This is a genomic window from Neobacillus sp. PS3-12 (assembly GCF_030915385.1).
GTDB lineage: Bacteria > Bacillota > Bacilli > Bacillales > Cytobacillaceae > JAEVLT01.
In genome coordinates this window covers 1886190-1905637 of the sequence record NZ_CP133268.1, presented here as the reverse complement: position 1 = coordinate 1905637, position 19448 = coordinate 1886190, and the positions used below count along the sequence as shown (strand labels likewise).

At 40.1% G+C, this 19448-nt stretch carries 19 protein-coding genes; 18 read left to right on the top strand and 1 reads right to left on the bottom strand.

What is annotated here, in order from left to right:
* Nucleotides 1-224: 224 nt before the first annotated feature.
* Genes RCG17_RS09755 through RCG17_RS09745 form a run of 3 tightly spaced genes read left to right on the top strand, consistent with a single transcriptional unit; the run spans nucleotide 225 to nucleotide 3983 of the window.
* Entirely contained in the window at nucleotides 225-1475 is a 1251-nt protein-coding gene (locus RCG17_RS09755) for a magnesium transporter (protein WP_308174979.1), read from the top strand.
* Between the two features lie 13 nt (nucleotides 1476-1488).
* The gene (locus RCG17_RS09750) at nucleotides 1489-2742 is read left to right on the top strand and encodes an Nramp family divalent metal transporter (protein WP_308174978.1); all 1254 of its coding nucleotides are present in this window, start codon (nucleotides 1489-1491) and stop codon (nucleotides 2740-2742) included.
* A gap of 47 nt (nucleotides 2743-2789) precedes the next feature.
* Complete coding sequence (locus RCG17_RS09745) at nucleotides 2790-3983, top strand: FtsW/RodA/SpoVE family cell cycle protein (RefSeq protein WP_308174977.1); 1194 nt, start codon at nucleotides 2790-2792, stop codon at nucleotides 3981-3983.
* Between the two features lie 86 nt (nucleotides 3984-4069).
* Here the strand turns inward: RCG17_RS09745 and RCG17_RS09740 are convergent, their stop codons facing one another.
* On the bottom strand, nucleotides 4070-4498 hold the full coding sequence (locus RCG17_RS09740; protein ID WP_308174976.1) for a VanZ family protein: 429 nt from the start codon (nucleotides 4496-4498) through the stop codon (nucleotides 4070-4072).
* 144 nt (nucleotides 4499-4642) lie between these two features.
* Here RCG17_RS09740 and RCG17_RS09735 point away from each other — a divergent pair, with 144 nt between their 5' ends.
* The 15 genes from RCG17_RS09735 (at nucleotide 4643) to RCG17_RS09665 (ending at nucleotide 19114) form a co-directional block, all read left to right on the top strand.
* On the top strand, nucleotides 4643-5095 hold the full coding sequence (locus tag RCG17_RS09735) for a hypothetical protein (protein WP_308174975.1): 453 nt from the start codon (nucleotides 4643-4645) through the stop codon (nucleotides 5093-5095).
* Nucleotides 5082-5732, top strand: coding sequence for a PspA/IM30 family protein (locus RCG17_RS09730; protein WP_308174974.1), 651 nt, complete (start codon nucleotides 5082-5084; stop codon nucleotides 5730-5732). Before RCG17_RS09735 ends, RCG17_RS09730 begins: the two co-directional genes overlap by 14 nt.
* 136 nt (nucleotides 5733-5868) lie before the next feature.
* Complete coding sequence (locus RCG17_RS09725; RefSeq protein WP_308174973.1) at nucleotides 5869-6579, top strand: response regulator transcription factor; 711 nt, start codon at nucleotides 5869-5871, stop codon at nucleotides 6577-6579.
* The gene (locus RCG17_RS09720; RefSeq protein WP_308174972.1) at nucleotides 6533-7939 is read left to right on the top strand and encodes a sensor histidine kinase; all 1407 of its coding nucleotides are present in this window, start codon (nucleotides 6533-6535) and stop codon (nucleotides 7937-7939) included. Before RCG17_RS09725 ends, RCG17_RS09720 begins: the two co-directional genes overlap by 47 nt.
* A 181-nt stretch (nucleotides 7940-8120) precedes the next feature.
* Complete coding sequence (locus tag RCG17_RS09715) at nucleotides 8121-8663, top strand: hypothetical protein (protein WP_308174971.1); 543 nt, start codon at nucleotides 8121-8123, stop codon at nucleotides 8661-8663.
* 66 nt (nucleotides 8664-8729) lie between these two features.
* Complete coding sequence (locus RCG17_RS09710) at nucleotides 8730-9401, top strand: response regulator transcription factor (protein ID WP_308174970.1); 672 nt, start codon at nucleotides 8730-8732, stop codon at nucleotides 9399-9401.
* Complete coding sequence (locus tag RCG17_RS09705) at nucleotides 9394-10722, top strand: sensor histidine kinase (RefSeq protein ID WP_308174969.1); 1329 nt, start codon at nucleotides 9394-9396, stop codon at nucleotides 10720-10722. Before RCG17_RS09710 ends, RCG17_RS09705 begins: the two co-directional genes overlap by 8 nt.
* Before the next feature lie 325 nt (nucleotides 10723-11047).
* The gene (locus tag RCG17_RS09700; protein WP_308174968.1) at nucleotides 11048-11818 is read left to right on the top strand and encodes a sugar phosphate isomerase/epimerase family protein; all 771 of its coding nucleotides are present in this window, start codon (nucleotides 11048-11050) and stop codon (nucleotides 11816-11818) included.
* Nucleotides 11815-12765 carry a sugar kinase gene (locus RCG17_RS09695; RefSeq protein ID WP_308174967.1) on the top strand — a complete coding sequence of 317 codons (951 nt, stop codon included), beginning with the start codon at nucleotides 11815-11817 and terminating at the stop codon, nucleotides 12763-12765. Before RCG17_RS09700 ends, RCG17_RS09695 begins: the two co-directional genes overlap by 4 nt.
* A 1-nt stretch (nucleotide 12766) precedes the next feature.
* Nucleotides 12767-14047 carry an MFS transporter gene (locus RCG17_RS09690; RefSeq protein ID WP_308174966.1) on the top strand — a complete coding sequence of 427 codons (1281 nt, stop codon included), beginning with the start codon at nucleotides 12767-12769 and terminating at the stop codon, nucleotides 14045-14047.
* Nucleotides 14048-14296: 249 nt separating this feature from the next.
* Entirely contained in the window at nucleotides 14297-15268 is a 972-nt protein-coding gene (locus RCG17_RS09685) for a LacI family DNA-binding transcriptional regulator (RefSeq protein ID WP_308174965.1), read from the top strand.
* Nucleotides 15269-15374: 106 nt separating this feature from the next.
* Complete coding sequence (hxlA, locus tag RCG17_RS09680) at nucleotides 15375-16010, top strand: 3-hexulose-6-phosphate synthase (RefSeq protein WP_308174964.1); 636 nt, start codon at nucleotides 15375-15377, stop codon at nucleotides 16008-16010.
* A gap of 3 nt (nucleotides 16011-16013) precedes the next feature.
* Nucleotides 16014-16562 (top strand): 6-phospho-3-hexuloisomerase, encoded by a 549-nt coding sequence (gene hxlB, locus RCG17_RS09675; protein WP_308174963.1) that lies wholly within the window; start codon nucleotides 16014-16016, stop codon nucleotides 16560-16562.
* Nucleotides 16563-16966: 404 nt separating this feature from the next.
* A complete protein-coding gene (locus RCG17_RS09670) occupies nucleotides 16967-18214 on the top strand; it encodes an NADP-dependent malic enzyme (protein WP_308174962.1) in 1248 nt (415 codons plus the stop codon).
* A 156-nt stretch (nucleotides 18215-18370) separates the two neighbouring features.
* Nucleotides 18371-19114: a sulfite exporter TauE/SafE family protein gene (locus tag RCG17_RS09665; protein ID WP_374120911.1), complete on the top strand. Its 744-nt coding sequence runs from the start codon at nucleotides 18371-18373 to the stop codon at nucleotides 19112-19114.
* Nucleotides 19115-19448: the final 334 nt, after the last annotated feature.

Genomic DNA, 19448 nt, shown 5'->3' with positions numbered 1-19448 from the left:
ATATGGTGTATTTTAGGAAAATAAAACAATTGCATAATTAGTTGAAATAATTTCACTATTTTTCGATAAAAGAATTGACGAAAAAAATAATTGGTCGTAGAATTCGAATATTAATAATACGTTTCTTATTGTTATTAGGCTGTGTTAAATTATTTGTTTAAAAATAATTATGGATCATTCACATAAGAAAATATCATTTTGAGATTAGACAAGGGGGGCGTGCTGTGCCAGCTGTCCAAACATTTTATTTAAGCCGTATCCTAGGGAATAAAGTCTTGAATGGGCAAAATCAACTTGAAGGAAAACTACTGGATCTAGTGGTTGATGTGACAGCTGTCCGGCCCCTCGTCATTGCGGCAAAAATCAAGATGGGGAATAAAAAGATGATTGTAGATTTTTCCTCGTTTTTGATTACAAAAAAGAATAACCAATATTCAATTCGATGTAAAAGTTTGATCGAAAAAGAAATTCCATCTGAAAACACTTTATTTCTTGTCAAACATATTCTTGATAAACAAATTGTTGATATGGACGGAAGAAAAGTAGTCCGGGTAAACGATTTAAGGCTTGCCGTTTTGTCCAATGGGATCTATTTACTCGCGGTTGATATTGGCTTCGAGGGACTTCTGCGTAGACTTGGGGTGGCTAAGCCACTGAAGCATACGCTAAAACCTTTGGGAGTTAATATACCAAGTAGATTTCTGCTTTGGGAAGAAGTAGAAACGATAGACTTATTTCGCCAGGGGATTAAACTTTCAAAATCCTATATGAAGCTTGATACTCTCCACCCCTCCGACTTAGCAGATATTCTTGAGGATTTAGATAGAACGAGCCAGCTTGCTGTCTTTTCGGCCTTGGAGACTGAGAAAGCAGCAGATGTCCTGGAAGAATTGGTGATCGAGGCCCAGCTGAATGTCATCGAAAATCTTTCAGCTGATGATGCTGCTGGTATGTTGGGAAAAATGCCTACAGACGAAGTTGCAGATATTTTGGAGGAAATGGATGATGAACAAGCCAATGAAATCCTCAGCAGGATGGATCAGGATTCTTCTCTCGAGGTCCGTGAACTTATGGGCTATCCGGAAAAATCGGTTGGAAGCCTAATGACTACTGAATTTATATCCTTTCCTGAAGATATAACAGTTAACGATGCAATGGAGGAACTTCGCAGACTGAAGCCTGACCCAGAATACGTTAATAATCTATTTATTATCGATGAACACGACCATCTTATCTCCCATTTTTCATTGGGTGATTTGGTCTTAGCTGACCCGAAGGTAAAACTTAATCAAATAATAAATCGAGACCTCATCTATGTAAGAGATGATGAAAAGATTGAAGACTTAAATGAAATCATTGAAAAATATAATCTGCTGGGTGTGCCGGTGGTTGATGATGACATGACTCTCATTGGGATGGTTCATATTAATGACGTTGTGCACAATTTGCTGAAGGCAAGAAGAAGAAGGCGATAGAAAGGATGGGACTATGATTGCGAATGTAACGAAAAAGCCCACTTTGTGGAAAAAAATGCTTATATTCTTTTCACTTGTCGGCCCAGGAGTGATTACCGGAAGTGTGGACAACGATGCCGGAGGAATCACGACTTATTCCGTTGCTGGTGCCTTATATGGGTATAATCTTTTATGGACATTGATCCCTGCTTTTATCGTACTGTTAATTATTCAAGAAATGAATGCTCGAATGGGGGTTGTAACAGGGAAAGGACTGGCAGACCTTATTCGAGAAAATGCCGGGGTAAAGGTGACCTTTTTCATTTTCCTTGGTTTGCTTCTGGCAGATATCAGCAATACAATGACGGAATTTGCTGGGGTAGCGGGCAGTATGCAGATTTTTCATGTACATAAAATCATTGCTGTTCCGCTTTCTGCATTGGCAGTTTGGATCCTGGTTGTAAAGGGGACGTACCGCTTTGCGGAAAAAATCTTTTTAATTTTTAGCGTGGCCTTATTGTCTTACATTGTTTCAGCTTTAATGGGAAAGCCGGATTGGACGGATATCGGCGCTGCGATGATCCACCCAAAGGTTGAAATGAATTTTAATTATGTATCAACCGTCATTGGCCTTATTGGTACAACCATTGCTCCTTGGATGCAGTTTTATATGCAATCTTCCGTAATTGAAAAAGGATTGAAAGTGGAGGATTATAAATACACAATAATTGATATCATTGTGGGCTGTGTGGCCACAATTGTCGTTGCCTTTTTTATTATCGTTGCTTGTGGGTCGACTTTATTTGTCAATGGACACGGCACGCAAATTACCGATGCTAAAGATGCAGCCCTTGCCCTAAAGCCTTTTGCCGGGGCCTTGGCTTCACAGGTATTTGCCTTTGGCCTCTTCGTAGCTTCTATTTTTTCAGCAACCATTCTTCCGGTTGCTACAGCTTTTTATGTTTGTGAAGCTTTTGGTTTCGAAGCGGGAATTGAAAAAAAGTGGAAGGAAGCTCCGCAGTTTTACTGGCTATACACGGTGATATTGATTATTTCTGCAGGTATTATCTTAATTCCAAATGCCCCATTAATAGAAATCACTTTGTGGTCGCAGCGAATAAATGGAATTCTGTTACCAGTCATTCTGATCTGTATGATGATTTTGGTAAACAATCCTGAGGTCATGGGAAAACATACCAATAAATTGTTCAATAATATCATCGGATGGGCTACCATTGTTATCCTTGTGATTTTATCGTTAATCCTGGTTGTGTTATCAGTATTTTAATCTGTCGAGAAATCAAAATTAAAAATGTGTGGAAAGGTGGCGAGAAGATGTTTAAGAAAATGCTAAGATCATATGATTATTCTTTAGTAATTGCTGTTGTGCTATTATCACTTTTTGGTTTAATAATGGTTTATAGTGCAAGCATGGTGACAGCAGTCCAAAGATATGGTGTTTCAAGTGATTATTTTTATCAAAAACAGAAATTATTTTTGATTATCGCTGCCATTCTCTTTGTGGTAACTGCTTTATTTCCATATAAAATCCTTACAAATACCCGATTCCTCATGACAATGGTTTTTTCATCATTAGGTGTTTTAATGATTCTCACTCTTTTCGGTCACGTTGCAGGCGGAGCCCAAAGCTGGATTCGGATTGGTCCTTTAAGCATAGAACCATCTGAGTTCATCAAGCTTTGTGTAATCATTTATCTGTCTGCTATCTATGCCAAAAAACAACATTATATTAATGAATTTAATAAAGGAATTGTTCCGCCTTTAATTTATTTAGGACTTGTTTGTATGTTGATTGCCAGCCAGCCAGACTTCGGTACTGTTGAAATTATTCTGTTGTTTGCAGCAGCAATGATTATTTCTTCCGGCATGAGTTTTAAAAATATTGGGAAGCTGGTTCTTTTTGCTGCGATTGTGTCCATCCCTGTTGTCCTTGTGTTTCATAATAAAATTTTTGCACCATACCGAATGAGTCGATTTTCCGTTTTAAGTGATCCGTTTAAATACCAGCAAACAACAGGATATCACCTTGTCAATTCATTCCTGGCGCTGGGTTCGGGTGGTATTAATGGTTTAGGGTTAGGGCAAGGGGTCGAAAAGCTCGGATATTTGCCGGAATCCCATACAGACTTTATTATGGCTGTCATAGGTGAGGAACTGGGTATATGGGGTGTAGGCTTTGTGATTCTTCTATTATCCTATATAGTTTTACGAGGCTTCTATACGGCTATGAAATGCAGGGATCCATTTGGCAGTTTACTAGCGATAGGGATTTCAAGCATGATTGGGATTCAGGCTTTTATCAATCTTGCTGGGGTTTCCGGTCTTATTGCGCTTGCAGGTGTCCCGCTTCCATTTGTCAGCTATGGGGGTTCATCACTCATACAATTGGCCATTGCGATGGGAATACTCGTAAATGTTTCGATGTTTGTTAATTATGAAAGAAAATATAAAAACAAACAGGAGCACAACTCTGTTAAAAAGGAAAACATCTATCTAGTTAGGGATTAAAGGAATTGCTATATGAATACATAAGACCAGTTCCGGAAGGGACTGGTCTTTTCGTGTAGTAATAATAATTGGGTTAAACAGGTTGATTAGTGAAATCTTCGCTTAGTTTTTTTCCATAAAAATAAACAAAATAAAAAGATAAATGCCCCAGCTGAATCAATCATGACATCATAAATAGAAGATGTTCGGCCAGGTACAAAAGATTGGTGCCATTCATCCGTGCCAGCATAAAAAGCTGTAAATAGCCAGGCGAACAAATACTCCTTGCGCCATTTCCGATTTAGTGCTGTTTTGAATAAAACCGCAAGTATACCGAAAACGGTAATGTGGGCCCCTTTTCGAATCAGATAATCAATCACAGTTATAACAAATGAGTCCTTTGGAAAAACAGGAGTCAGTAGCTTTTCCAAAAATCCTCTTGTATGTTCATCATTATAAACTGGCAGGGCGGTAAAATAGAATATTTGTATACACCATAAGATAACCAAAACCCACCATATCCAACGATACTTCACACTTTCCACCTCTGAGTCATTTTATCCTAAATTTTCTAAACTGAAAATAGTATTCTTTTTCAAAATCAAGACGTATCCTTTCACCAAGTTTTCACCATTCTCTATTAAACTTCTAATCATCAAGAATGAAAGGAGGAAACATGGTTGAGTGCTAGAGTAAAGAAAGGAATTTTCTGGGGAGCAATCGTAGCTTTTATCCTCGTTGGAATCAATATTGTCCGACATCTATTTGAACCACGTCGCCAATTTTCGGTTGGACCTAATGGATTCCGCTCAGGTGGAATGATGGGATCTCAAGGTGGAATGATGGGCCGCCAAAGTAGTTTTGGGCGGCATGAATTTATGTATGGCCACCATCATGGAGGAGACTTTCATATTTTTGGAGTTTTGTTATTCCTAATCATTGCCGCAGCCATTGTGATTCTCGTGTTGAGATGGCTAAGAAGAAAGACAAAATCTTCTTCAATGCAGCAATTGATTGATACACCTTTCGTAAGTTCATATACACCTGTAAGTACGATGAATGGAAATATTTTAGATCAATGGGAAAAATCTTTAAAAAATAAAAAGGAGAATGAAAAAGATGGGAATTTTTAAACGACTAAAAAGGATTACAAAAGCAGAGCTGAATGGAGTATTGGATGGACTGGAAAATCCGATAGCGATGCTGAATGAATATTCACGGGAAATGGAACAAGAAATTGATAAAGGCCAACAAGCATTAGCAAGACAAATTTTTACCGAGAAAAAGCAAGCTGCCCTTATTTTAAATACGACAGAATTAATTGATAAAAGAACCCGTCAAGCAAAGCTAGCCATTGAAAAAGGCGACGAGGCCATGGCTAAATTAGCCGTACAGGAAAAGTTAACCCATGAAAAACAACTAAAGCTTTATGAGGCACAATATGAAACTTTAAAAGAGCAAACGCAAACGCTGACTGAAAAGTTAAATGGGCTCAAAGATACGTACCATGAGCTACTGCAAAAGAAAGTCCTTTTAGCTTCACGTGCGAACGTTGCCCAATCGATGCAGGAAATTCAAAAAGCAACTGTTTCCTTCCAAACTGACACGATTGCCAGAGGCGTAGCGCGGGCAGAAGAACAAATCCTATTAATGGAGGCAAAAGTACAAGCTGGAAACGTATCATATGAACCGGCCTTCCAAAATCTTGTCGATGATGAAGAATTGTTGGTGGAAATTGAAAAACTAAAAGCGGAGAAAGTAACGTTATAGCCAGAACAAGGGGAGTACATCATGTTAGATGTGCTCCTGTTTTTTCGCACAATTTTGCGAACATCAGCATTCTTAAGTAAAAATAAAGTTCTCTCTGCTAGACTTCGGAATATAAAGTGAGAGGAGTTCAGTGAAGATGAATATCTTATTAGCTGAAGATGACCCAAGTCTGGGAAATTTAATTGTTTATATGTTAAAAAAGAAAGGCCCATATAAGGTTGATCTTGTTATAAATGGTGAGGATGCCTATTATTACGCTACTTCTGGACACTACGACATTCTTATTCTCGATTGGATGATGCCAAATGGAGACGGGATTGAAGTCTGTCGTCGGCTGCGGAAGGAAGTGTATTCGGGGGCCATTTTGATTTTGACCGCAAAAGATACAGTGGAAGACCGTATTTATGGTTTAGATGCGGGGGCCGATGATTATTTGGTTAAACCATTTGAAATTGGGGAATTATTAGCACGGCTCCGTGCCCTTTCCCGTCGAAACTTTGCTCCGATTGTGGAAGAAGAAATTGAAATTGCTGGTTTGGCCCTGAATCGGCTTAGTCACGTAGTTTCCATGGGAAATCAGCATGTCCAATTGAGTCCCCGTGAATTTGAACTTCTGGATTTATTGGTACAAAATAAAGGACAAGTCCTGCCCCGTGAAGTCATATTAGACCGAATTTGGGGATTGGACAGCGAGGTTGCGCCTAAAACCATTGATGCAACAGTTAAATTGATTCGAAGAAAGCTAGAAGGCTTCGGAAAGCAGAACCTGCTGCAAAGTATAAGAGGGGTAGGGTACAAAATTGAAAGCGAATCTTGTTTCGCTCATTCGGGCACTTCTCAATCGTAATGAAAAGGATGTTTTTAAAAGTACACAGAACAGACTGACGCGAACGTATAGCGGATTGATTATGCTGTTTTTGATTGTTTTTATCTTTATTGTCTATTCCGTCCTTTATGTAGTTATTATCAAAAATCAAGAGCATGAGCTTCAATCATTAGTAGGTCAAGAGGCCAGCTTTATTGAAGATTATATGGTGAAAAATACACAAAAGGATTTAACTAGTTTTCAAAATCAAGAAGTGGTGTTTGCGGGTGTTGACCAATATTTTTACTATGCGGTGGACCAAAATGGCAGGATGATGATGGGCAATGAAGCCAATCACCGTCTGCGCCAGAGTCTTCTTAATCTCGTGAATGGGAGAATTCAAAACGATAACGAAATTCGCAAGGAAACCCTCCATGTGGAAACAGGCCCGAGAGGCAGAGGAGAATTTCGGCCGCATGAAATGAACCAAGATATTCATCTCATGATTGCCAGTCATTCGATTTATGTGAAAGGCCAGTATATTGGCAGACTGTACATTGGAAAAGATATCTCTTTCGCCTATCAGCTGTTTCATTGGCTGTTGCTGATTCTTGTGATGTTAGGGATTGCTTTTTTCGGTGTGGCTGTGTTTATTAGTGTTGTGATGTCAAAGCGGGCGATGGTTCCGATTAGCGTTGCCTTTAGCCGACAGCGCGAATTTGTCGCCGATGCCTCCCATGAACTGCGGACTCCCTTAAGTGTGCTGCTGTCTTCCATTGATGCGATGGAAATGACGGTAGAGCCAGAGGGATTTGTTGAAAAGCTGCTGTCCAATATGAGACAGGAAGTGAAACGAATGACAGGCTTAGTTGGTGACTTGTTGACTTTGGCGCGATCGGATTCAAATGCAAATGTGATGAAAAAAGAGACCTTTGATTTTCGGCCTTTTGCGGAAAAAGCAATTGAGTCAGTTAGTCCCTTGGCGGCTGAAAAGGAAATTTCCCTTAGTATGGATGCCCCAAGTGCATTGAAGGCGACGGGAGATTCACAACGATTATCGCAATTATTGTATATTCTTTTGGATAATGCCATTAAATACACACCTCGAGGAGGCGAAGTAAAGTTAGTACTTAAAAATGGAGGAAATGAACTTTGGTTTAGCGTCCAGGATACAGGGATAGGTATTAAAAAAGAGGATTTCCCCCGCATTTTTGAACGTTTTTACCGCGTGGATAAATCACGTTCGCGGCAGGTTGGGGGCCATGGCTTAGGACTCTCGATTGCTAAATGGATTGTTGATACACATGGCGGTGCGATTCAATTAGCAAGCGAAGTAGGAAAAGGAAGTACGTTTGCGGTGAGAATCCCAGGCCAGGTTGATGGGGATTTCGCCAAACTTTAGGAGTATTTCGCCAAAATAGGCATTAATTTCGCCGAAAAACATTATTATTTCGCCAAAACCAGCAATTATTTCGCAAAATCGCAATCCGTGAGATTTTCACACACTTTTCATACAATCTTCCCCCAAAAATCCCGATTCTATTGTCTATACTTAAAAGAGTAGACAAGGAAGGAGTGATTGTATGAAAAAAGGAATATTAGTGGGTGTCAGTATGGCGGTGCTGCTGGGCGGAGGCATTTTTGGAATCAAGAGTGCATTAGCCGATACAAATTCAACTCAAGTGGTACAAGCACCAAAGGCCAACATCCAGCAACATGTCGGGAAACGATTCAATTTTCTCAATCAGCATAAAGACCAAATTCATCAAATCAACCAGTTAAAAGAAGATCGTTTGGATTTATCAAAGCAACTGCTTCAAAAAAGAGACCAGCTACTAGATTTATTCCTTGCTGCTAAAACCAGCAAGAATAAGGATGAAATCAAGCAGGCAAAAGCTCTAAAACCACAATTAAAATCGCTCAATCAAGATATTAAAAACCTTGTAAAAGAAGGGAAAACTGAACGAGCCTCCCTTAAACAGGCTGTAAAAAATAATTCAAGCGATGTGACAAGCCAAATTAACCAGCTTATTTCCACCCATCAGCAAATAAACGCCAAAATGAAAGAAAAGATTGCCCAGTTGGATCAATTAATCGGAGTTTTTCAAACGAAGACTGGAGTTTAAAAAAGTAGAGATAGGTTTCGAAACCTATCTCTATTTTTACTATAATGAAAAGTGAGGTGAAGAATAGTGAAGCATATTTTTGTTGTAGATGATGAGAAAAACATCCGTGATGTTCTCCAAAAATATATCGAAAACGAAGGCTATAAAGTTACGCTTTTTTCAGATGGCCGAAATGTATATGACGAAATGCAGCGCTTAAAACCAGACCTGCTGATTATTGACATTATGATGCCGTATTTGGATGGGCTTGAGCTTTGTAAGCAAATTCGCCGCGTGAGCGACCTGCCGATCATTTTTGTATCTGCCCGCGATGGTGAGTTTGATCGGATTTTAGGATTAGAGCTGGGCGGTGATGATTATTTAACAAAGCCATTCAGCCCGAGAGAACTGATGATACGGATAAGAAATATTTTTAAACGGATGGAAAAAACAAGTGTACAATCAACCATCAATGTTCGCGATGTAACGATTGACCAAGAAAAGAGATATATTGAAAAAGATGGTCAAGAAATCAAACTTACCACAAAGGAATATGATCTGTTTGTCTTTTTGGCCTGTCATAAAGGAAAGCCATTTACAAGAGAAGAACTGCTGGAAATGATTTGGGGCTATGAGTATGCCGGCGATGGTAGGCTGATCGACGATCTTGTGAAACGGGTTCGGAAAAAATTAGAAATGTACCATTCTTCTGTGGAGCTATCGACCATCTGGGGATATGGGTACAGACTGGATGAGTAAGATGAAAATTGGTGGAAAACTGTTTTTAACCTATTTTTTACTGATAGGCTGCATTTTTATCGTAACCAGTTTCTCCTTTCACTTTATCTCCCAGAATTATTTAATTCACGAAACAAAGCTACAGTTGCAAAAAGAAGCAAAAGTCATCAGCCGCTTATTGAGTAAAGATGCCCTTTCCAATGAGAATGTCCAAGCAAAGCTTGAAAAGCGACGGGCCTTTGTCATTTCGGAAAAACTTATGTCTTCGAAAATGATTATCTTCAATGAAAATCAGGCTATTATTTATACGGATTTGCGGCCAGCCCTCTTAAAACAGTACCAGAAGCAGCGAAAAACGTTTGTTTCAGAAAACGTGCCGATTTATTCGGCAAACGGTGATGTCAAAGGATCGGTTACCCTTGTGGAAAAACTGGATGATTTGCAAAAAATTAACCAAATGATGCGGCGTTCACAACTGATTAGTTTAGTGATCTCGGCCCTTCTCGCACTCTTGTTAGGAATGATTTTTCAACGAAGTTTAACAAAACCGATCCGGTTGTTGGCCTCAGCAATGAGGAATTTTTCGATAAAAGAAGAGAATAAAGCCATTAAGATTGAGACCAATGATGAAATAAAGGAATTAGCGGACAGCTTTAACATGATGTCCCAGAGAATCAAACAGTATAATGAAAATCAAAAGTCCTTTTTCCAAAATGCTTCGCATGAATTAAAGACCCCGTTAATGGCGATCCAAGGCAATGCTGAGCTGATCTTGGATCAGATTGTCACGGGAGTAGAAGCGGAGCACAGCTTGAATGTGATTATTCTTGAAAGTCAGCGCTTGAAAAAAATTGTAGAAAGCATTACATATTTAGCCAAACTCGAGAATGTCGAGGAATCCTTTCAATTTATGGCGGCACCACTTGATGCTGTATTAAGGGATGCGGTAAAAAGTGTCGGGGCCATTGCTGAACAAAACGGGATTACGATCCACATCGAGAATTCAATTTCGGATTCGATTTTAATGGATGAAGAGAAGCTTAAACGGGCGTTTATTAATTTATTGGGTAATGCACTTCGTTATGCTAAAAACACGATTGAGGTCGTTGTCTATAAAAAGAATGATCTAGTTGTTCTTGAAATAAAGGATGACGGAATTGGATTTTCACCAGGTGAGGAAACAAAAGTCTTTGAACGTTTTTATAGCGGGGATTCAGGTGGAACAGGAATTGGTTTGGCGATTACAAAAGCCATCATTGAAGGACATAACGGATCGATCACAGCTTTGCCAAACATACCACAAGGAGCCATTTTTCAAATTCGTCTGGCGGCCAAGCTGTGACCGTTTGTGTCACCATAATGCTTTTCTAGAAAAGAACTTTTCTTTTAAAAATTGAAAGCTGTACAAAAGACTGCCTCTACGAAGGTAATCAGATGAGCGTTCTGAAGCACTTTAACAGAGAATAAAGGCATTGAAGGTAACCAGATGAACATGCAGAAAAAGGGCGATAAGCAGGTTCTATCAATTGAACAATGCTTAGGCGTTTTTTTTTATATTTAATGGTTGAAAAACGCTTACACCTGGTTTATAATCAAGATAAATCGATTTAGTAAACCGATTTACTAAATCGATTTATCAATAATGCAACTTAGAAAGGATCTTCGAAATGCAAAACGTAATTATACCGTTGAATGCTTTCGGACGAGACGAAGTACTGGAAAGTGGGCAGCTCTTCTACATTGAGCACATCGCAAAAGCGGGTGCCTATGGGGTTGAAGTTCGCAGAGAACTTTTGCCCGAGAATGAAAAAGTTCAGCAATTAACTCAAATCAAAAAGGAAATCGCCCGTTTCGGATTATTCACGGTCTATTCTGCACCAATTGAATTATGGAAAGAGGATCATCAATTAAATATAGAAATGTTAACAACGGTATTTGAAGAAGCTCTAACCCTCAGAGCAGGCTGGCTTAAGGTATCGCTGGGCCATTTTCAAAAAGATCAATCTAACCTTATCGATCTTTTCAACTTTTTAAAACAACAAACGGAAATTCAATTGTTGGTTGAAAATGATCAGACGCTCTATGGCGGGAATATACAGAACCTTAAAACCTTTTTTGAAAGCGCATTAGCAATAAAGGTTCCCGTAAAAATGACATTTGACGCCGGAAATTGGTATTATGCCAATCAGAGTGTTGAAGAAGCGTTAACGGAGCTAGCACCATTCGTCCATTATCTGCATTTAAAACAGGTTGAAAAAAACCAAAAAGGGCTTGTAACGGTGCCATTGCAAAAAGGACAAAGTCACAGTTGGAAGAGGGTATTTAATACTTTTCCAGCCGAATTAACCAAGGCCCTGGAATTTCCGATCCAGCCAATTGAAAAAACAAAAGATTATGTCAGGTTTATTGAGCAACTAGAGAGCGAGGTGTTGGTATGAAAAAATTAGATGCAGTTACCTTTGGGGAAGCGATGGCAATGTTTATTGCTAATCAGCCCGGTGCTTTACACGAAGTGGAACAATTTACACGTGAGCTGGCAGGAGCAGAAACAAATGTTGCGATCGGTCTTGCGAGGCTTGGACTCAAGTCTGGTTATGCTTCTAAAGTAGGGAATGATTCATTTGGAAGATTCATCGTTGAAAGGCTCAAATCTGAAAGCGTTGACACGGACCATATCTTCACGGATGAACGATACCCAACGGGCTTCCAATTAAAATCGAAGGTCACAACAGGTGACCCTGAGGTGGAGTATTTCCGAAAAGGATCGGCGGCAAGTCATCTCAGTATTGAAGATTTTAATGAAGAATATTTTCAACATGCTAACCTTTTGCACATGACAGGAATTCCATTAGCGTTATCAGAAGAGACAAGAGCTTTTTCAAAGCATGTTCAAAGCTTTATGAAAAAAAATGGTCGCCCTATTTCATTTGATACCAATTTACGACCAACCCTTTGGAAATCTAAAGCGGAAATGGTTGAACAAATTAATGAAGTCGCATTTGGTTCCGACTATGTTTTACCGGGTATTACCGAGGGCGAAATTTTAACCGGTGACAAAGAGCCGCGGGATATTGCTTCCTTTTACTTAGAGAAAGGTGTAAAGCTTGTCGTGATTAAGCTTGGTGCCGAGGGGGCATTTTATAAATCAACAGATGAAGAAGGTACGGTTCCTGGCTTTAAGGTAGAAAAAGTAGTCGATAGCGTTGGGGCTGGAGATGGTTTTGCTGTTGGTGTCATCAGCGGCATTATCGAAGGATTGCCAATCCGTGAGGCGGTATTACGGGGAAATGCAATCGGTGCATTGGCCGTTCAATCACCTGGTGACAACGATGGCTACCCAACAAAAAATCAGTTGCAAGAATTTATCACTAAAGGAGTGAACTAACATGAAAGAAGTAATTGCAAAACAAAGATGGATGCGTTTGATTCCGATTGCTTTTATTACTTACAGTTTAGCTTATCTTGACCGTGCCAACTATGGCTTTGGTGCTGCATCAGGATTAGCGAAGGATCTTCACATTACAGCAGGAACATCTTCGTTGCTCGGTTCGTTGTTCTTTTTAGGCTATTTCTTTTTCCAAGTACCTGGTGCTAGTTACGCGGAGAAAAAGAGCGCCAAGAAACTGATTTTCTGGTCATTGATTTTATGGGGCTTATTAGCATCTGCTACAGGTATGATTAACAATATTAAAATCTTATTTGTTCTACGATTTGCCCTTGGTGTCGTTGAAAGTGCCGTTATGCCATCGATGCTTGTATTCTTGAGCCACTGGTTTACAAAAAAAGAACGGTCTCGTGCCAATACATTCCTAATTTTAGGCAACCCGGCAACGGTATTATGGATGTCAATCGTTTCTGGTTATTTAGTTAACTCTATTGGCTGGAGATGGATGTTTATTGCGGAAGGTCTTCCTGCAGTAATTTGGGCGTTTATTTGGTGGAAAATCGTTGACGATAAACCAAAAGATGCAAAATGGTTATCTGATCAAGAAAAACATGATTTTGCAGCACAATTAGAAAAAGAACAAGAAGGCATCGCCCCTGTTAAAAACTATGGCGAAGCGTTTAAATCTAAACCAGTTATTTTGTTAAGTGCGCAATATTTCCTTTGGAGTATTGGTGTTTACGGATTTGTTATGTGGCTTCCTTCTATTATAAAAGCAGCTCCAAATATGAGTATTGTGGAAACAGGTTGGTTATCATCCGTACCATATATTTTATCAGTCATTTTAATGCTTGTTGCTTCATACTTCTCGGATAAAACGTTAAACCGCAGTGCGTTTGTATGGCCATTTTTACTGATTGGTGCAATCGCTTTCTATATCTCATACGCTATTGGAACAAGCCACTTCTGGATTTCATTTATCCTGCTCGTGATTGCTGGTGGAACAATGTATGCTCCATATGGTCCGTTCTTTGCGATCATTCCAGAAATTCTGCCACGTAATGTTTCCGGTGGTGCAATGGCATTAATCAACAGCATGGGTGCACTTGGATCATTTGCAGGCTCTTATATCGTTGGTTATTTGAACGGGGCAACAGGCGGATTTTCTGCCAGCTATATCTTTATGGCAGGTTCGTTATTCCTATCAGCTATTCTAACTGTATGGGCAATTAAAGCAGCGAAAAAAAGCAAAAATCAAACGAAAGTTAATGTAAGTGCATAATTGCCAAGGGGATGACGGTTGCAGCTGTCATCCTTTTTGGTCAATGCACGATTTTAGAGCATTGATGCACGATTTTCACCAATCAATGCACGTTTTTAGGCAGGGTTTGCACGATTTTTGAATGGCTTTGCACGTTTTGCCAATAATTAGGAAGAAACAACCAAAATGTTTTGAAAAAAGTAACTGGATATAGCCGGCTTTTGCCGCTAAAATGGAGTCATCCAAAGGGAAACGAAAGAGGACAAAGCGATGGAAAGAGTGACGATGGCCGATGTGGCCAAGGAAGCAGGAGTTTCAAAAAGCACAGTTTCTCAATATTTAAATAAACGTTTTGAGTATATGGGTGAAAAAACTAAGCAAAAGATTGAAGAGGCCATTGAAAAGCTGGACTATCAGCCCAATTACCTGGCCCGCAGCTTAAAGCAGAAGCGGACGTCAATGGTAGGTGTGATTGTAGCAAATATCTTGCATTATTTTTCAACATCCGTCATTCGAGGGATTGAAGATTTTTGCCAAGAGCATGATTTGCACGCAATCGTATGTAATGCTGATGACGACCCAGAAAAAGAAAAAAAGTATATTGAGATGCTGCGGGCTAAGCAGGTTGACGGTTTAGTAGTGTTTCCAAGCGGGCAAAATAACGATTTGTATCAACGGATGGTAGAAGAAGGGTATCCGGTTGTGTTTGTCGATCGAAAAGTGGAACAGGCCTTTTCTGTTATAACTGACAATCAAGAGTCCACCCATAAAGCGATTACTGATTTTATTAAAGAAGGGCACAAGAATATTGCCTTTGTCGTTCAGCCACTAACAATTAGTACCCGAAAAGGAAGATTTGAAGGGTATCAGAAAGCCTTGGCCGATGCAGGGCTCAAGATGAACCCTGATTATGTCATTGAGTCTGATTTACCTGGAATGGCTAGCAAACTGGAGCAGCTTTTTTCATTACCGCAAAAACCTACCGCTTTATTTGCTGGAAATGATCGGGTCTTTTTGGTGGTAATGGAGTTTTTGAAAAATAAGGGAATTAAACTTGGCCAGGATTTAGACCTGGTTGTATTTGATAATATTCCATTTAAACATTTGCTTGAATCGCCAATTTCATTTATCAACCAGCCAGCGCTTGAAATGGGCGAAAAAGCGGCAGAGCTTTTATTGGAACAAATCAATAAAGTGGACAGAGAGCCGCAGGAATATGTTTTTCCAAGTTGGCGTGAGTAGGGAGGGGGATTCCCCCTCTATTGAATAACGCTTACATTTGAAGTATAATCTTTTTATAAACCGATTTAGTAAATCGGTTTATCTACCAAAAAGGAGCTTAAACACCATGAAAATACAATTAGCATTGGATCGATTAAAAATTGCTGAGGCAATTGATTTGGCCAAAAAAGTGGAGGATTCTGTTGATTGGATTGAGGTGGGGACCTCTTTGATCAAAGAATTTGGGGTAACCAGTATTAAAGAACTGAAAAATGCTTTTCCAACTAAAACGATTGTGGCAGATGTCAAAACGAACGATAATGCCCGTTATGAATTTGAAATGTGTTTTGAGGCCGGTGCTGATGTGGCGACGGTCATGGGCGTATCCCCACTTGTTACAATTGATATTTGTATGGAAGTGGCGGCACACTACAACAAAAAAGTAATGATTGATTTATTAAATACATCTGAACAGCAAAAACTAGAATTGCAAAAGTACAAGGATGCGATTTTTTGTCTGCATGTCAGCAAGGATCAGCAAGAGGAAGCTGGCATGGCGAATCGAGGAACAGCTGATAACAAATTCAGCGTTGGTCTTCAGATTGCCGCAGCAGGCGGAATCACGCTCGAATCCTTGGAGCAGTTAAAAGCGACAGTGAACCCTGAAGTTGTCATTGTCGGCGGCGCAATTACAAAGGCAGGCAATCCGTCAGAAGCAGCATTCCAATTTAAACAAAAAATTGCAGAAATAGAGGGGAAATAAAAGATGGCACTCATTCCAACCATATTAAAAGAAATTGAAACAGTTTTAGGTCAGGTAGAAGAAGGTCAGCTAGAGCAAATTGCAAGCACCTTGCAAAAAGCACCACGAATTTTTATCATCGGAGAAGGCCGCTCCGGACTGATGGCGAAATCGTTTGCGATGAGATTAATGCACTTGGGAGCAACTGTTTATGTGGTGGGAGAAACGATCACTCCTGCGATTGCAGCAGGTGACCTTTTGGTGGCTGTTTCCGGTTCGGGCACAACGAAAAGTGTTGTATGGACGGCTGAAAAAACAAAGTCACTTGGCTGTGAGGTAATTGCGGTGACAACTAATCCTGAGTCGGCATTAGCGGCTGCAGCTACGGAAATTCTTCATGTACCAGCAGCTACCAAATACCGCCGCGAGAATGAACTGCAAACCATCCAGCCGCTCGGTTCTTTATTCGACCAATGCGTTCACATCGTTTTCGATTCCATTTGTCTGCAATTCAGCAAACTGAACGACATTGATAATGCGGAAGCTTTTAAACGTCATAGTAATTTAGAATAGAAAAAGTAAAAGGTTCGATCCAAACGATTGGATGGAACCTTTTACTTTTTAATCCGATAAGCCCTGCGTTCAGCGTATTGTGAACAGGGTAAACATAGTTTAATAACCTTTCCTTTTTCATTATAGTATTTTCTTAGAGGTGTTGTTTTTCTTTTACAAATCTCGCATTTACTTGAAAAAATGTCCCAGAATCCCATAGAATCACTCCATATCATCTCGTACCTTTATCATAATATATGTTGTCTGCTAATCGCGGGTACCAAATGAAGTTCATTTTTCCATAAAAGACCTTTACTTTTTTTATTTACAAAAACTATTAAAAAACCAATGTTAGTACTAATATAAAGGTATAAAAATAAGAGATTGATGAAAACGTTTTCAATAGATTGATTGGAGGACTATCAATGTCAACTTTACGTGATGAAGCATTAAAAATGCATAAGGAGCACAAGGGCAAGGTTGGAATCTATTCAAAGGTTCCCGTAAATAATGCCAACGATTTAAGTTTAGCTTATTCTCCTGGTGTTGCCGAGCCATGCTTGGAAATCTATTCAGATGACAGCAAGGTTTATGATTATACGTCAAAAGGAAATCTTGTAGCGGTTGTTTCAAACGGAACAGCAGTCCTTGGGCTTGGAAATATCGGACCAAAAGCTGCGATGCCTGTTATGGAAGGAAAGGCCGTTTTATTCAAGGCGTTTGCAGATGTCGATGCATTTCCAATTTGCTTGGGCACAACCGACACTGACGAAATTGTGAAAACAGTTAAGCTGCTGGAACCAACTTTTGGGGGTGTAAACTTAGAGGATATTGCTGCACCGCAATGCTTTGAGATTGAGGAGCGCCTGCGTAAGGAATGTGAGATTCCTGTATTCCATGATGACCAGCATGGAACGGCGATTGTAACAGCAGCAGGATTGATCAATGCCTTAAAATTGAATAATAAAAACATCGAAGATATTCGCGTTGCTGTGAATGGAGCAGGAGCTGCGGGTGTAGCGATTGTGAAGTTATTGCTTCGCATGGGTGTAAAAGACGTGATTTTATGTGATACAAAAGGAATCATTTATGAAGGCCGTCCAGTCGGCATGAATCCATTCAAGGATGAAATGGCCAAAATTACAAACCGTGAGAAAAAACAAGGAACATTGGCAGATGCACTAGTTGGTGCTGATGTGTTTGTTGGTGTATCGGCAGCAGGAGCGGTTACCCAGGAAATGGTTCGCTCGATGCATCGTGACCCTATTATCTTTGCAATGGCGAACCCTGTTCCAGAAATTATGCCAGGTGAAGCAAAAGAAGCTGGGGCACTTGTGGTCGGTACAGGACGTTCCGATTTCCCTAACCAAGTGAATAATGTCTTGGCATTCCCTGGAATTTTCCGTGGTGCTCTTGATGTTCATGCCAAAGAAATCAATGAGGAAATGAAGTTGGCAGCGGTAAATGCTATTGCTGGATTGATTTCCGGTGAAGAATTGAATGCTGATTATGTGATTCCAGATCCATTTGATCCTCGTGTAGCGGCACATGTTGCAGCAGCTGTGGCCAAAGCTGCAATCGAAACGGATGTTGCCCAAAGGATTGTGAATGTGGAGGATATCAAAAAGCGCTTGTTAACATTCTCAGAAAAAAGTCAGCCTGCACTTATTTAAGTTAGTTTCGGATAATTAAACTCGTAATTTTGAAGACTATCTCGTTTTCGGGATAGTCTTTCAGACTTTGGAAATGAGAGAATAATTAGTATAATAAAGGATGGAAGAAAACAAGGTGTGTATTCGGCGCATACGTGACTAGTTGGAGGGATAGTTTTGGCTATTGCGCTAACGATGTTTGTATTGGGTGTTTTACTGGGATTTGTTGGGGCTGGCGGCTCTGGCTTTATTATTGCGATTTTAACGGTGCTCTTTGGGGTGCCAATTCATACAGCTTTAGGGACTTCCCTGGCAGCGATGGTGTTTACCACTTTATCGGGTGCTTACAGCCATTTCCGCCAAGGAAATATTTCGGTGAAGACCGGTGTTATTGTAGGGGTATTTGGGGCAGTTGCTTCCTATTTCGGTTCAAAGCTTGCCGGCTTGATTCCTGTAAATTCGTTACATTGGTTAACCGGCGGAATGTTATTATTATCCGCGGTGCTCTTGGTTGCTCGTTTATTTATTGTTCGAAAAATAAAGACAGCAGACAAAAAGGAAGCCTCTGGTCTTGTTGTGCGGGCGGCTTTTGTAGGCATCGTGACCGGATTGCTGTCAGGTACCTTTGGAATCGGTTCGGCTCCGTTCATTCAAATTGGTTTGCTTGTTGTCATGGGGCTTACGATCAGGGAATCAGTCGGTACGACGATGCTTGTGATTTTGCCCATCGCATTAGCAGGCGGTGTGGGTTACTACTTCCAGGGATTCTTAGATTTCACACTTTTAGCCGAGGTGGTAGCTGGTACCATGATTGGATCTTATGTTGGGGCTAAGTTCACAGCCCTAGCACCGCAGCCAGTTCTAAAAAGTGCGATGGTTATTACGCCGATTGTTGCCGGTGCCATTATGATGTTAAGTTAACTTTACGGTTTTGTGCGGAAAATGATGAAACTTTCCGATAAATGGTAGGAGTTTGCGGATAAACGTGGGGTTTGTTCGGAAAAAACTGTGAAATTTTCGGATAAATCAGGGGTTACGGATAAATGGTAGGAGTTTGGGGATAAACGTGGGGTTTGTTCGGATAAACCCGTGAAATTTTCGGATAATAAATCAGGGGTCCAGGTTAAATGATAAAAAGTTACGGATAGTCTCAGGCAGAATCCGCAGAAAAATAGAAACTCGGCGAAATTCCAAGAAGAATCCGCAATATCCAAAAAAACCGAAGACTGCAAAGTAAATCTTCTAGAAAACTTTG